At 71.9% G+C, this 14,215-nt stretch carries 10 protein-coding genes and 1 pseudogene; 5 read left to right on the top strand and 6 right to left on the bottom strand.

Going from position 1 to position 14,215, the window contains the following annotated elements; translation table 11 throughout:
• Positions 1-13: 13 nt before the first annotated feature.
• Positions 14-3,253: pseudogene (locus IH61_RS49970) on the bottom strand (type I polyketide synthase); the annotation flags it as partial.
• A gap of 343 nt (positions 3,254-3,596) precedes the next feature.
• Here IH61_RS49970 and IH61_RS0118630 point away from each other — a divergent pair.
• The 3 genes from IH61_RS0118630 to IH61_RS0118640 all read left to right on the top strand — a co-directional run bounded on the left by IH61_RS0118630 (position 3,597) and on the right by IH61_RS0118640 (position 6,797).
• A complete protein-coding gene (locus tag IH61_RS0118630; protein WP_031071141.1) occupies positions 3,597-4,379 on the top strand; it encodes a thioesterase II family protein in 783 nt (260 codons plus the stop codon).
• 196 nt (positions 4,380-4,575) lie between these two features.
• On the top strand, positions 4,576-6,153 hold the full coding sequence (locus IH61_RS0118635) for an MFS transporter (RefSeq protein ID WP_031071142.1): 1,578 nt from the start codon (positions 4,576-4,578) through the stop codon (positions 6,151-6,153).
• Positions 6,154-6,245: 92 nt separating this feature from the next.
• Entirely contained in the window at positions 6,246-6,797 is a 552-nt protein-coding gene (locus IH61_RS0118640; RefSeq protein WP_267884032.1) for a TetR/AcrR family transcriptional regulator, read from the top strand.
• Between the two features lie 124 nt (positions 6,798-6,921).
• Here the strand turns inward: IH61_RS0118640 and IH61_RS47015 are convergent, their stop codons facing one another.
• Positions 6,922-7,713, bottom strand: a complete 792-nt coding sequence (locus IH61_RS47015) for a phosphatase PAP2 family protein (RefSeq protein ID WP_051837379.1) — start codon at positions 7,711-7,713, stop codon at positions 6,922-6,924.
• Between the two features lie 412 nt (positions 7,714-8,125).
• On the opposite strand from IH61_RS47015, the gene IH61_RS0118650 reads away from it, so the two are divergent.
• A complete protein-coding gene (locus IH61_RS0118650; protein ID WP_031071149.1) occupies positions 8,126-9,097 on the top strand; it encodes a sigma-70 family RNA polymerase sigma factor in 972 nt (323 codons plus the stop codon).
• Between the two features lie 112 nt (positions 9,098-9,209).
• Entirely contained in the window at positions 9,210-9,413 is a 204-nt protein-coding gene (locus IH61_RS0118655; protein ID WP_037972993.1) for a hypothetical protein, read from the top strand.
• Between the two features lie 21 nt (positions 9,414-9,434).
• On the opposite strand, the gene mscL is transcribed toward IH61_RS0118655, so the two are convergent.
• From mscL to IH61_RS0118675, 4 genes are all read right to left on the bottom strand, one after another.
• Positions 9,435-9,851 (bottom strand): large conductance mechanosensitive channel protein MscL, encoded by a 417-nt coding sequence (mscL, locus tag IH61_RS0118660; RefSeq protein WP_031071153.1) that lies wholly within the window; start codon positions 9,849-9,851, stop codon positions 9,435-9,437.
• A gap of 575 nt (positions 9,852-10,426) precedes the next feature.
• On the bottom strand, positions 10,427-10,732 hold the full coding sequence (locus IH61_RS44645) for an FmdB family zinc ribbon protein (protein WP_078911215.1): 306 nt from the start codon (positions 10,730-10,732) through the stop codon (positions 10,427-10,429).
• 68 nt (positions 10,733-10,800) lie between these two features.
• Positions 10,801-12,150 carry an MFS transporter gene (locus IH61_RS0118670; RefSeq protein WP_420713954.1) on the bottom strand — a complete coding sequence of 450 codons (1,350 nt, stop codon included), beginning with the start codon at positions 12,148-12,150 and terminating at the stop codon, positions 10,801-10,803.
• 337 nt (positions 12,151-12,487) lie between these two features.
• Positions 12,488-13,972 (bottom strand): potassium/proton antiporter, encoded by a 1,485-nt coding sequence (locus tag IH61_RS0118675; RefSeq protein WP_031071157.1) that lies wholly within the window; start codon positions 13,970-13,972, stop codon positions 12,488-12,490.
• Between the last annotated feature and the right edge of the window lie 243 nt (positions 13,973-14,215).

Below are 14,215 nucleotides of genomic sequence, written 5' to 3' on the forward strand. Positions count from 1 at the left end.
ACCCCATCCAGCTTCAGGAGAGTTCGGGAGCGGTGGTCAGCAGCTCGGCGGCCAGGAACTCGGCCAGAGCCAGGGGAGTCGGGTACTCGTAGACGGCGCTGAGGGACAGCTCCAGACCGGTCTCGTCGCGCAGCCGGTTTCCGAAGTCGACGGCGGACAGCGAGGTGAAGCCGAGGTCGAGGAAGTCGGCGTCGGGCTCGATCTCCGCGCCGGAGCTGTGGCCGAGGGCGCCGGCGCACTCGTCGCGCACGAAGCGGCACAGCTCCTCGACGAGGGCGGCCTCGTCCAGTCCGCGCAGCCGCTCGAGGAGGGTGGGCGCGCTCTCCGCCTCCTCCTCCACGTCCTCGGTACCGGCGGGGCGCTGCTCGTGCCACCAGGCGGTGAGCAGCGGCAGCAGCCGGTCCAGGGGCTCCTGGTGCTCGGTGGCGCCGCCGAGCAGGGCGAGCAGCTCGGCGCCGTCCCCGGTGTCGACGGCCTGCCAGAACCGGCCCTCGACGGTGCCGACCCGGGCGGCGGCCGCGGGCGCCTCCCCGGTGGCCTCCAGCCAGTAGCGCTTGCGCTGGAACGCGTACGTCGGCAGCTCGCCCGGTGCGGCCGGGTCGGCGGCGACGGCGCGGGCCAGGTCGACGCGGTGGCCGCCGACGTACAGCCCGGCGAGCGCGCCGAGCAGGGCGGTGGCCTCGGGCCGGTCGCGGCGCAGCGCGGGGAGCACGGTGGCGTCGGCGGTGTGGGCGGCGAGGCTCTCGCGGGCCATCGCGGTGAGGATCGCGTCCGGCCCGACCTCGACGAAGACGCCGACGCCCTCGGCCCGCAGCGCGGCGACGCCGTCGGCGAAGCGGACGGCCTCGCGGATCTGGCCCACCCAGTACTTGGGGTCGGTGAGCCGCCCGGGCTCGGCGAGCGCGCCGGTGACGTCGGAGACCACGGGGACGGCGGGCTCCCGGTAGGTGATCCGCTCGGCGACGGCCGCGAACTCGGCGAGCACCGGGTCCATGTGGGCGGAGTGGAAGGCGTGGCCGACCTGGAGGCGCTTGGTGCGCCGGCCGGTGGCGGCCAGTGCGGCGGCCACCTCGGTGACGGCGTCCTCGTCGCCCGAGAGGACGACGGCGGCGGGGCCGTTGACGGCGGCGACACAGACCCGGTCGCCGTACGGCCGCAGCGCGGCGAGCACCTCCTCCTCCCCGGCCTGGACGGCGACCATGGCGCCGCCGGCGGGCACGCTCTGCATCAGCCGGGCGCGGGCGGTGACCAGCACGGCCGCGTCCGCCAGGTCGAACACTCCGGCGACGTGGGCGGCGGCCAGCTCGCCGATGGAGTGCCCGAGCAGGTAGTCGGGGCGGACGCCGAAGTCCTCCAGCAGCCGGTAGAGCGCCACCTCGACGGCGAACAGCGCCGGCTGGGTGTACTGCGTCCGGTCCAGGTCGTCCGAGTCGGAAGCCTCGAAGCACAGTTCGCGCAGCGAGCGCCCCAGCAGCGGGTCGAAGGCCGCGCACACCTCCTCGAAGGCGGCCGCGAACACCGGGAAGCGCTCGCACAACTCCCGTCCCATGCCCACCCGCTGGGCGCCCTGCCCGGTGAACAGGACGGCGATCGGCCCCGGCGCGGCGGCGCGGCCCTGCACCACGGAGGGGTCGCCGCCCCCGGAGGCCAGCGCGGCGAGCCCGGCCACCGTCGCCTCCCGGCCGGCGCCGAGGACGACGGCGCGGTGCTCGAAGCCGGTCCGGCCGGCGAGCAGGGCGGCGGCCACCGCGCCCGGGTCGGCCTCCGGACGGGCGACGAGGTGGGCGTGCAGCCGCTGGGCCTGCCCGCGCAGCGCCCGGGGGCTGCGGGCGCTCAGCGCCAGCGGCACCAACCCGGCCCGTCCACCGGGGAGTTCGGCGCTCTCACCGGCCCGCGGTTCGGCCTGTTCGGCCTGTTCGGCCTGTTCGAGGATGACGTGGGCGTTGGTGCCGCTGATCCCGAAGGAGGACACCGCCGCCCGGCGCGGCCGGTCCACAGCCGGCCACTCCCGCTGCTCGGTGAGCAGCCGTACCGAGCCCGCCGTCCAGTCCACGTGCCGGGTGGGCTCGTCCACGTGCAGGGTCCGCGGCAGCACGCCGTGCCGGAGCGCCTGCACGGTCTTGATGACCCCGCCGACGCCGGCCGCGGCCTGCGCGTGCCCGATGTTGGACTTCAGCGAGCCCAGCCAGAGCGGCTCCTCGCGCTCCTGCCCGTAGACGGCCAGCAGCGCCTGCGCCTCGATCGGGTCGCCGAGCGCCGTGCCGGTGCCGTGCGCCTCGACGGCGTCGACCTCGGCGGGGGAGAGGCCCGCCTCGGCGAGGGCCTGGCGGATGACGCGCTCCTGGGAGGGGCCGTTGGGGGCGGTCATGCCGTTGCTGGCGCCGTCCTGGTTGACGGCCGAGCCGCGGATCAGGGCGAGGACGGGGTGCCCGTTGGCCCGGGCGTCGGAGAGGCGCTCCAGCACCAGCAGCCCGACGCCCTCGGACCAGCCGGTGCCGTCCGCGGACTGCGCGAACGCCTTGCAGCGCCCGTCCGGGGCGAGGCCGCGCTGGCGGCTGAACTCGACGAAGACGCCCGGAGTGGCCATCACCGTGGCCCCGCCGGCGAGGGCCAGGGTGCACTCGCCGCGCCGCAGCGACTGGGCGGCGAGGTGGAGGGTGACGAGGGAGGAGGAGCAGGCGGTGTCCACGGTGATCGCCGGGCCCTCGAAGCCGAAGGTGTAGGAGAGGCGGCCGGAGGCGACGCTACCGGCGCTGCCGATCCCGATCAGGCCCTCGACCTCGGTCGGTGTGGGGGTGCAACTGTAGGCGTAGTCCTGGTACATGACGCCGGTGAAGACGCCGACCCGCTCCCCGCGCAGGGTGTCGGGCACGATCCCGGCCCGCTCGAACGCCTCCCAGGAGGTCTCCAGCAGCAGCCGCTGCTGCGGGTCGACCGCCACGGCCTCGCGCGGCGGCAGGCCGAAGAACCCGGCGTCGAACTCGCCCGCGCCGTACAGGAATCCGCCGAGCGTCGAGTACGTCCTGCCACTGGCCCGCGGGTCCGGGTCGTACAGGTCGGCCACGGGCCAGCCGCGGTCCTCGGGGAACTCGCCGATGGCGTCCGTGCCTTCGGCGACCAGGCGCCACAGGTCCTCGGGGGAGGAGACGTCCCCGGGGTAGCGGCAGGCCATGCCGACGATCGCGATCGGCTCCTGTTCCCGCTCGGCCAGTTCGGTGAGCCGCTGCTGCGCCTGGTGCAGGGCCGTGGTGGTCCGCCTCAGGTATTCCCGGAGCTTTTCCTCGTTCGTGGACATGCGAACGTCTTTCTCCTCGTCGTGAAGAACGGACGGCCCGGTGAATTCCCGCGCAGGGCAGCGGGCGGGACGCGCCGACCCTAGCCATTCGCGCAATTCCGGCTCAACCCCCGACGGCCCCCTAATGCGGCGCCCGCGGGCCCTTTGCGCGCCGGGCGGGGCGGCCTGCGGGCAGGGGGCACCCCTATTGCCGGGTAGGGGTGTCGGGGTGGCCATGAGGGGGGTTCTGCGGGTGGCAGCCCGGGGGCCGCCGCCGCTTGAATGCTAACGACCGGAATCGTCGGAGAGGACGGGAATCAGAATGTACGAGTCAACGGCCCGCGACCGGAGCAATCTGTGGATCCGGCGTTTCCAGCCGGCTCCGGCGGCGCCCTCGCAGCTGGTCTGCCTGTCGCACGCGGGCGGCTCGGCGGGGTACTTCCTGCCGGTCGCCCGGGCGATGCCGACCTCGGTGGACGTGCTGGCGGTGCAGTACCCGGGCCGCCAGGACCGCTCGGGCGAGCCCTGCGTGGAGGACGTGCACGAGCTCGCCGACCTCCTGGTGCGCGAGCTGGAGCCCTGGGCGGACAGGCCGTTCACGCTCTTCGGCCACAGCCTGGGCGCCTCCCTCGCCTTCGAGACGGCCGTGCGGCTGGAGCGGGCGGGCATCGAGGTGCGGGGCGTGGTCGCCTCCGGCCGGCGGGCGCCCTCGCGCCACCGCGAGGAGCGGGTGCACCTGCTGGACGACCGGGCGCTGATCCGGGACCTGGAGCGGCTGAGCGGGACGGATCCGAAGATGCTCCGCGATCCGGAAATTCTCGCGATGATCCTTCCGTACATCCGCAGCGACTACAAGGCGGCGGAACTCTACCGTTCCCGGCCGGGCGCGGATTCCGTTCAGGCGCCCATTCTGGTGCTCACCGGTGACGCCGATCCCCATGTCACGGATCCGGAGGCGGCGGCCTGGTCGGAACACACCTCCGGGGATTTCTCCCGGCGGGTTTTCCCGGGCGGTCACTTCTTCCTGAACGACCACGCGCTGGCGATCATCCCGACGATCGCCGAATTCATCGGAGCGAATCGCGAACTGGCCGGAGTGAGGTGAATCCGGCGCGCCCGGCCGGTGAATTCCGGGCGTTTCGCGAGTGGCCGGTCGGGGCTGTCGGACAGCCCCGACCGGCCACGCGTGCGGCCCCCGCGCGCCCTCGCGCGTCAGCACCGAAGAGTGTGACGCGGATCACAAATCAGGATCATAGCGATACGCTCCCGTTGCGTATCGAAATCCCCTACAGTCCAGGGCCATGACACAGACCACGATCCCCGAAGTCCAGCCCCAGGCTGGGCATCCGCGCCGTTGGCTGATCCTCGGCGTTCTCGTCACCAGCCTGCTGGTGATCCTCATCGACAACACGATCCTCAACGTCGGTCTTCGCACCATCCAGCACGACCTGAACGCCACGCAGAGCGAGATGGAGTGGGTGCTCGACTCCTACATCCTGATCTTCGCCGGGCTGATGTTCACCTTCGGCGTCCTCGGCGACCGCTTCGGCCGCAAGCTGCTGCTGATCATCGGTCTGGTCCTGTTCGGCGTCACCTCGGTGGTTGCCGCGATGTCCTCCGAGTCCGTGCCGCTGATCCTGGCCCGCGCCGGGATGGGCCTGGGCGCCGCGATGGTCCAGCCCCAGACGCTCTCGATCATCCAGAACGTCTTCCCGCCGAGCGAGCGCGGCAAGGCGATCGCGATCTGGTCCTCGTTCTCCGGCATCGCCATCGCCATCGGCCCCGTCACCGGCGGTGCGCTGCTCAAGGGCTTCTGGTGGGGCTCGCTCTTCCTGGTCAACATCCCGGTCGTGATCGTCGGCGCCGTCGCGGTGCTCATGGTCGTGCCCGAGTCGCGTGACCCGAAGCCCAGCCGGCTCGACCCGCTCGGCGTCGTCCTCAGCACCGCGGGCGTCATCGGCGTGGTCTACGGGATCATCAAGGGCGGCGAGACCAACGACTGGTTCTCGGCGGGCGTCCTGGCCCCCGTGGCCGCGGGCGTCGCCGTCCTCGCGCTCTTCGTCTGGATGCAGACGCGCAGCTCCGCGCCGGCCCTGGACGTCAACCTGTTCCGCAACCGGCTCTTCTCCAGCGGCACCCTGGCCCTGTCCGTGACCATGTTCGCGCTGATGGGCGCCCTGGTCTTCATGGCCTACTACTGGCAGGCCGCCCGCGGCTACGACGCCCTCAAGGCGGGCCTGTTCGCGGTGCCGGTCGCCGTCGGCATGATGATCGGCGCGGGCAAGAGTTCCGGCCTGACGGCCAAGTTCGGCCACCGCGGCCCGGTCTCCTCCGGTCTGGCCCTGATGGGCGTCTCGCTGATCGCCTGGGTGGTCGTCGACCAGGACACCACCGTCTGGTACATGGTCTTCTTCAGCCTGATCTTCGGCCTGGGCATGGGCAACGTGTTCGCCCCGGCCACCTCGCTCGCCATGTCCGCCGTCCCGGTCACCAAGGCCGGCGCCGGCTCGGCCGTCACCAACACCGTCCGGCAGATGGCCGGCGCGCTCGGCATCGCGGCCCTCGGCTCGGTCCTCTCGGCCGCCTACCGCGACGAGATCACCGACGCCGTCGACGCGGCCTTCCCGGAGTCCATGCGGCACAACGCGGCCGAGTCGATCGTCGGAACCGGAACCGAGGCCGAACGACTGGTCGCCCAGGTACAGTCGGGTAGCGTTCCCCAGTCCGCGCTCGCCAATCTGCACGGGCTGTTCGACAAGGCCCAGGACGCCTTCATCTCGTCGATGCACGTCACGTCGATCGTCGCCGGCGGGATCGCGCTCCTCGGCGCGGTGGCGGTCTTCCTGGCAATGCCCAGTCGGAATCCTCGCACCGAATAGGAGGCCCCACCATCCCAACCACGAGTGCGTCAACCCAGCGAACCACCAAGGTCCGTGCGGGCCGGCCTCGGAGTGAGGAGGCCGAGCGGGCGATCCTCGACGCCACGCTCTCCCTGCTCGCCGAGGTCGGCTCGGAAGTCCTCTCGATGGAGACCGTAGCGACTCGTGCGGCCGTCGCCAAGACCACCATCTACCGGCGATGGAAGACCAAGGACGAACTCCTGGTCGCCGCGATCTGTTCGCTCCGGGGCGAGATGCCCGGACTCCCGACCTCGACGGACCTGCGCGAGGCCCTGCTGGAATGCGTCAAGGGCATGCAGCAGATGCACGACGACCCGCGGTACCTCCGGCTGGTGCCCCGTCTGTACGGGGTGGCCGACCTCCATCCGGAGCTCTACCGCCAGTACGTCAACCAGGCCATCGCCCCCCGGCGGGACATCGTCCTCCAGGTCCTCCAGCAGGGAGTGGCCGAGGGGTCGATCCGCAAGGACGCGAACCTGCGCCTCGCGATGGACCTGCTCCTCGGACCGGTGCTGATCCGCTCGTTCCGGTCCTCGGGGGCGGACCCGACCGATCCGAGCTACTCGGAGCTGGACCCGGCGGAACTGGTCGACGCGGTACTGGACGGGTTGGCGCCCAGGTGACCCACCCGGTCACGGGGGAAGAAGACGACGACACACCGGAGCCCGGCGGACCCCGCCGGGCTCCAGCCGTTCCCGGGCTCCCGCGTCAGAGGTGTCCGCGCAACAACCCCGCCCGGCAGTCCTTCTAACGCACCGACCCGTCGAACCGGTCGTCCTCGCCCAGCGGTTGCCCGACGGGCGGTGCGAAGACCCGCTGGACCCTGGGCCTGGTCAGCCAGTTGACCTTCCGTACGTCCCGGGCCAGCGCCCGGGGCCGCCAGAGCTCGGTGAGGGCGGTGACGGCGCCGAGCACGATCCCCGCCGCCAGCCAGCCGGCCACCACGTCGCTGGGCCAGTGCACCCCGAGCGCGATCCTGGTCCAGCCGATGGTCAGCACCGTCGCACCGGCCACGGAGCACGCGGCGATCCGCCCCCGCCGCTGGACCCGGTACCAGAGCAGGCCCACCAGCACCGCGCAGGTGATCGCCGAGGCCATCGCGTGCCCGGACGGGAAGGAGGAGCCGTCGGCGTGCGAGACCGGGTCGTTGAAGGAGGGCCGCCGCCGGTCGACGGCCGCCTTGAGCGCCCACTGGGCGCCCCAGCCGGCCAGCGCGCACGCGGCCACCCAGCCCGCCAGCACCCGGGCGCCGACCAGCCAGAGCCAGCCCGCCGCGATGGCGAGCAGGACGCGCATCGTCACCGTGCCGCCGATGTCGGAGAGCGTCTGCACCGCGGCCGTCCAGATCCGGTGGTCCCGGGCGTAGACGTGCAACTCCCCGGACCAGACCTGGTCGAAGCGCTCGAGCGGGTGCCAGTGCCCGGTCACCAGGGCCGCCAGGAGGCCGAACAGCCCGGTACATCCCAGCGCGAGCGCCGCGTCCCGCAGGAGGCGGCGGTGACGCGCGGTGACGGACGTCCAGCTGTTGGTCAGGTGCATGTCTGACACCTTCCCAGTGTCCTGACCTCCACAGGGGCCCGGGTGATAGCGATTCGGCATCGGTTCTGGGGAGGACCTGCGGACGCCGGGGTGTGGGCGCGGGCGGAAACCGGGGCGCACGGGAACGTACGCGCCCCTGCCGGGGTTCACCGGAAGAGGGCCGCGCGTCCGTCGCGCGGGCCGAACTCCCGCCGCGGCGACGGTCGCAGAGGGTGCCTGTTCGGTCGCCGAACGCCATGGATGCGGGGAAAACCGGCAGGATACTCCATGACGCGGAAGAATCTGAGTGACTTGGGAATGTTGTCCGGATTCTGTTCGTTGGATCGTTACGTGTGAGGGCCCGAGGGCCCACACTTCTTGTCCTCCCGGGGCAGGCAGGCAGACCTCGGCAACACCAGCAAAGGGAGCAAGCATGGCCACCCGTGCCGTCGTTCGCGACAGGGCCGACCGGACTCGCGCGGCCCGCCCGACCAACTTCGAAGCCGACCGCGACCTTGTCGGCATGTACCTCGACGAGATCGCCAGGACGCCCCTGCTCGATGCCGCCGAGGAGGTCGAGCTCTCGCTTCGGATCGAGGCCGGCGTGTACGCCCAGCACCTGCTGGACGGGGGCGAACTCCCCAGCGGCGTCACGCGCGAGGAGCTCGAGACGATAGCCGCGGACGCCGAGCGCGCCAAGGACGTCTTCATCCGTTCCAACCTCCGTCTCGTGGTGGCGGTCGCCCGCCGGTACCCGCGCAGCGGCCTCCCGCTGCTGGACCTCATCCAGGAGGGCAACGCGGGCCTGGTCCGCGCGGTCGAGAAGTTCGACTACGCCAAGGGCTTCAAGTTCTCCACCTACGCGACGTGGTGGATCCGGCAGGCGATCACCCGCTCGATCGCCGACCAGTCCCGCACGATCCGCCTGCCCGTCCACCTGGTCGAGGAGCTCGGCCGCATCCGCCGGGTGCAGCGCGAGAAGTCCAAGGAACTGGGCCGCGAGGCCGAGCCGGCCGAGATCGCGGCCGAACTGGACACCACCGAGGCCCGGATCAAGGACGTGCTGGACTGGGCCCGGGACCCGGTCAGCCTCAACATGGCGGTCGACGACGAGGGCGAGACCCAGTTCGGCGACCTCGTCGAGGACACCGGCGCCACCTCTCCCGAGGACGCCGTGATGGTCATGCTGCGCCGCGAGGAACTGGACGACCTCATCGGCCGGCTGGACGACCGCACCGCCTCGATCATCCGCTCCCGCTACGGGATGGAGGACGGCCGCGAGCGCACCCTCACCGAGGTGGGCAAGCAGCACGGCCTCACGCGCGAGCGCATCCGCCAGATCGAGAAGCACGCCCTGGCCGAGCTCAAGAAGATCGCCGACCACGCGGGCTTCGAAGCCGCCTGACAGGTCCTTCCCGCCGGCCCCGGTACGGAGCGCTCCGCACCGGGGCCGCGGCACGCCGCGGAACTCTTAGGCTGGAAGGACAGCAGGCAGGGACGACCACGGGGAGAACAGCGTGAGCGAACAGGGACAGGAACCGGAAACGGACCAGGAGGCGCAGGCCAAGGCCAAGGCCCGCCTGATCTTCGGCGACCCGCTGGACCAGCCCTCCCGGGACGACACCGACGCCGGCTGGGGCGGCCGCCCCGGTGCGGGGGAGAGCAGCGGGCGGGGGCTGGACTGGTACCTGAGCCAGCGCCCGCCCCACCACGGCGGCTGAAGGCGAGGAGCAGGGGAGCGGTCAGCGCTGCGCGACCAGCGCGTCCCGGATCTCGGTGAGCAGTTGGACCTCCTTGGCCTCGGCCTCGGCCGCCACCTCGGCGACGCTCTTGCGCTTGGCGGCCATGCGGTTCATGGGAATGATCAGGGCGAAGTAGACGACGGCCGCGGTGATGAGGAACGACAGCGCGGCACTGAGCACCGACCCCCACAGGATGAGGATTCCGTGCGTGACCTCCCCGGTGGCGCTCATCTCGCAGGGCCCCTTGAGGCAGGAACTGTAGGACGCGAGGTCCTTCGTCCCGAACACACCGACGATCGGATTGATCACGCCCTTGACGAAGGCGTTGACGATGTTGGTGAATGCGGCGCCGATGACCACGGCGACGGCGAGCTCGACGACGTTTCCACGCAGCAGGAATTCCTTGAAGCCTTTCATGCCGCCTCGAACGACGAAGTCGTTCCCGCGTCACGGGTGATCTTCGGAAGCCGCAGATTGACAACCCGTTCGGCCCACCTCACCGCCCGCGGGCGGCGGCAGACCGGCCCGCGCCGCCCCGGAGGCGAGCGCCGCCGCCACCGCGAGCAGCACCAGCGCGGGCACGCAGCCCCGAGTCCGTACGACGCTGCGCCAGCGGTGCCGGCCGCCGCAGCCCCGCCGGATCGGCGGAAAGCTCGGCACCTCCCGCCGGGGTGGCACGGCGGGGGCGGGCAGGGGGACGGTGAAGCTCATGGCGGTCACGGGGGCACCTCCGGACTCGACGGATTCGTGCGAACCCGTACGGCTTCGTACGGGGACTCGCTGGTGCCCACACGATGCGCGCGAATCCCGTCCGGCGACAGCCTTTTCCCACCGCCTGTGGACAACCCGCCCCCACCCGAAACCTCATCCCCCCGAACGGGGTAATCCGCCGCCCCGAAGGCATGGAACCCGGATGAACCCGATACGCAAAAAGGCCCGTCCACCCCGTACGAAGCGGGGTGAACGGGCCTTTCGAAGTCTTCCCGAAGTCCTCAGCTCGCGGCCGGAGCCGGCGAGGAGGGCGCGGAGGTCGAGGAGCTCGTCGACGAGGTGGAGGTCGAGGACGAGGTGGACGGCGTCGAAGCGGACGACGACGACGACCCCACCGAGCTGCTCGAGGACGAGCGGCTGTCGGTCCGGTAGAAACCGGAGCCCTTGAACACGACGCCCACCGCGGAGAAGACCTTGCGGAGCCGTCCCTGGCAGTCGGGGCACGTGGTCAGCGCCTCGTCGGTGAACTTCTGCACCGCCTCCAGGCCGTTGCCGCACTCGGTGCACTGGTACTGGTACGTGGGCACTTGTCTTCCTCCTGGCACTCTCGCCTGATGAGTGCTAACGATGGTCAATGATGCGGTATTCCGCGGGATCAGTCCAGCGACTCCGGTGTGAGATGGGCCCGCACAAGGATTCGGCGGGGCCGCGCGGAGCCCGGGCTCAGCAGGTGCCGCATCGACACCAGCGCCGCCAGCCCCAGCCCGGCGCCGATCACCGGCACCAGGAACCCGACCGAGGGCCCGTGCCCGTCGATCAGCTTGCCGGCCACCATCGAGCCGACCGCCAGCCCCAGCCCGATCGCGCCGGTCAGCCAGGTGAAGGCTTCCGTCTTCGCGCCGTCCGGGACCAGTGACTCGACCAGGGTGTAGCCGCTGATCAGGGTCGGGGCGATGGCCAGGCCGCAGACCAGCCCGGCCACGGTCAGCGCGACGAGGTTGGGCATCGCCCACAGCACCGAGGCGCCCAGCACCAGCATCGAGTAGCTGGCGACCATCCGCTGTGCCACCGGCTGCCGCCAGGCGATCACGCCGTACAGCACACCGGCCAGCATCGAGCCGCCGGCGAAGATCCCGTACACGGTGCCGCCGGCGTCGTGCTGCCCGACGGAGTCGGCGAAGGCGTTGACCGAGACCTGCATGCCGCCGAACACCGTGCCGACCCCGAGGAAGGCCCCGGCCAGCAGCCGCACGCCCGGGGAGGCCAGCGCGGAGGCGCGCCGCACCCCGGGCTCGGGGACGATCCGGGCGGGGGCGGTGCGCCGCTGGGCGGCGAAGGCCAGGCCGCCGACCAGCGTCAGCGAGGCTTCGGCGATCAGCGCGGCGGCCGGGTTGGCGAAGGCCGCGATGCCGGAGGCCAGGATCGGGCCGATCACGAAGGTGAACTCGTCCGTCACGGACTCGAAGGCGAAGGCGGTGGAGACCTTGGCGGCCGAGGCATCGGTCGCGCCCTCCGCGCCGAAGGTGGCAACCCACCGGGCCCGGACCATCGCGCCGACCTGCGGCACGCTGCCGCCGGCCGGGACGGCGGCCAGGAACAGGCTCCAGGCCGGGGCGTGGCCGAGCGCCAGCGCGATCAGCAGGCCCACCGAGGCCGCGTGCACCAGGACGGCCGGCACCAGCACCGCGGCCTGGCCGTACCGGTCGGCCAGCCGCCCGGTCTGCGGCCCGATCAGCGCCTGCGCCACGGCGGCGACGGCGGTGACGGTACCGGCGGTGCCGTACGAGCCGTGGGTCTGCGTGACCAGCAGCAGGATGCCCATGCTGAGCATGGCGTAGGGGAGCCGGGCGACGAGCGCGGGGGTCAGGAACCTCCAGGCGCCCGGGGTGCGCAGCAGCTCGCCGTACCCGACGCGGGCCGGGGCGGCGGGCGCGGCGGGGGCCGAGGTGGCCTGGGGAGCCGCGGGCGCGGTGGTGGGGTCGTCGACCGTTCGGGTGGCCGTCACGGTCGGTCCTTCCTGCTGCCTGGTAGCGCGGCAGGGCATGAAAGAGCCCCGACGGCGCCGAGAGTCGTCCTCTCGCGCGTCGACCGGGGTAGATACCGGGTCGGCCCGGCCTGGTGGGCGGGGGTCCGGACCGCGGCCGCCGAGCGGTCGCGCCAACTCTGCTTCAGACAGATGCTGGGTGTGGTCTAGCGGTTGTCGTGTACGTAAGATCCCTCCCAGCATACAGTTACGCGCGTAGACCTGCCAGGTCGGGCGACCCGGCCCCGTCGACGAACACCTGAACAGGAGCCGGGCCGGCCGAGGGCCAGGGCGTGTCCTTCGGCTCACGCCCTGGGCGTCACCGCCCGTTCAGCCACCCCGCGAGCTTGCCGCCCTTGTCCACGGCCCGCAGCCGCCGCTCCGCCGCCTCGCCGACCTCGTCGGTGGTGACCACCAGCAGCTCGTCCCCGCCGCGCAGCATGGTCGCCTTGTCCGGCACGAATGAGCTCCCCTCCCGCACGACCAGCGTGACCGCCGCCCCCTTGGGCAGCCGCAGCTCGCTGATCTCCACCCCGGACATCTTCGAGTCCGGCGAGAGCGTGACGGAGAGCAGGTGCCCGTGCAGCTTCTCCAGCGGCGCGGACTCGATGTCGAGGTCCTGGCCCATCGCGCCCTCGCCGATCCGCAGCCGCTTGGCCACCCACGGCAGGGTCGGCCCCTGGAGCAGGGTGAAGACGACGACCAGGATGAAGACGATGTTGAACACGTCCTCCGCCCGGTGCGCGCCCGAGACCACCGGGATGGTGGCCAGCACGATGGGAACCGCGCCGCGCAGCCCGGCCCAGCTCAGCAGCGCCTGCTCGCGGACGGGCACCTTGAACGGGGTGAGTGTGAGGAACACCGACAGCGGCCGCGCCAGGAAGACCAGCACCGCGCCGATCACCAGCGCCGGGAGTATCGCCGAGCCCATGCTCTCGGGCACGGACAGCAGCCCGAGCAGCACGAACATCCCGATCTGCCCGATCCAGGCCAGCCCGTCCGCGAAGCCGCGCACGGCCGGGCCGTGCGGCAGCTTGGAGTTCCCGAGGACCACCGCGCAGATGTAGACGGCGAGGAAGCCGGAGCCGTGCAGCAGCGCGCCGCCCGCGTACGCGAGCACGGTCAGCGCCATCACGGCGATCGGGTACAGGCCGGAGGAGGGCAGGGCGACGTGCTTGACGGCGTAGGCGCCGAGCTTGCCGACGGCGAGGCCGACGACGGCGCCGATCGCCAGCTCGGCGAAGATCGTGCCGAGCAGGAGGTACCAGGAGTCCATCTCCCCGGCGGTGGCGAAGGCGACGACCAGGATGACCACGGGCGCGTCGTTGAAGCCGGACTCGGCCTCGAGCAGTCCGGTGAGCCGCTGCGGCAGCGGGACCATCCGCAGCACGGAGAACACTGCCGCGGCGTCGGTGGAGGAGACTATGGCGCCCAGCAGCAGTGAGGTCCGCCACTCCAGGCCGACCAGCCAGTGCGCCCCTGCGGCGGTGACGAACACGCTGACCCCGACGCCGAGCGTGGCGAGCACGGTGGCCGCCGGCATCACCGGCTTGACCTCGCGCCAGTTCGTCTTGAGGCCGCCCTCGGCCAGGATCACGACCAGGGCCGCGTAGCCGAGTACCTGGGTGAGCTCGGCGTTGTTGAAGGTGACGCCGATCCCGTTCTGGCCCAGCGCGACTCCGATCCCCAGGTAGATCAGCAGACTGGGCAGTCCTGATCGGGTGGAGAACCGCACGGCGACCACCGCGAACAGCAGGATCACGGAGGACTCGAGGAGCAGCTGGTTCAGATGGGAGACGTTCACGCAGTGGCACCTCGGGCAGGCATGGGCGGACGGGGTGTCTGGTGGTGCTGTGGTGCGGCCCGTCGAAGGGGGCCGCGGGCGATCCGCCGAGGTCGCCGCGGGGCGCCCCGTTAAGAAGTCGTCAATGCTCCCCTTGCGGATCGTTACTCAGTCTAACATTTTGCCATATCTTTAGCTTGGTCCCCCATTCACGGAGCCCGGCCGACTCGGCCTAATGTGGTGCCCTGTCACGGCCGCAGGCCC

Source organism: Streptomyces sp. NRRL WC-3742, assembly GCF_000720635.1.
Classification (GTDB): domain Bacteria; phylum Actinomycetota; class Actinomycetes; order Streptomycetales; family Streptomycetaceae; genus Kitasatospora.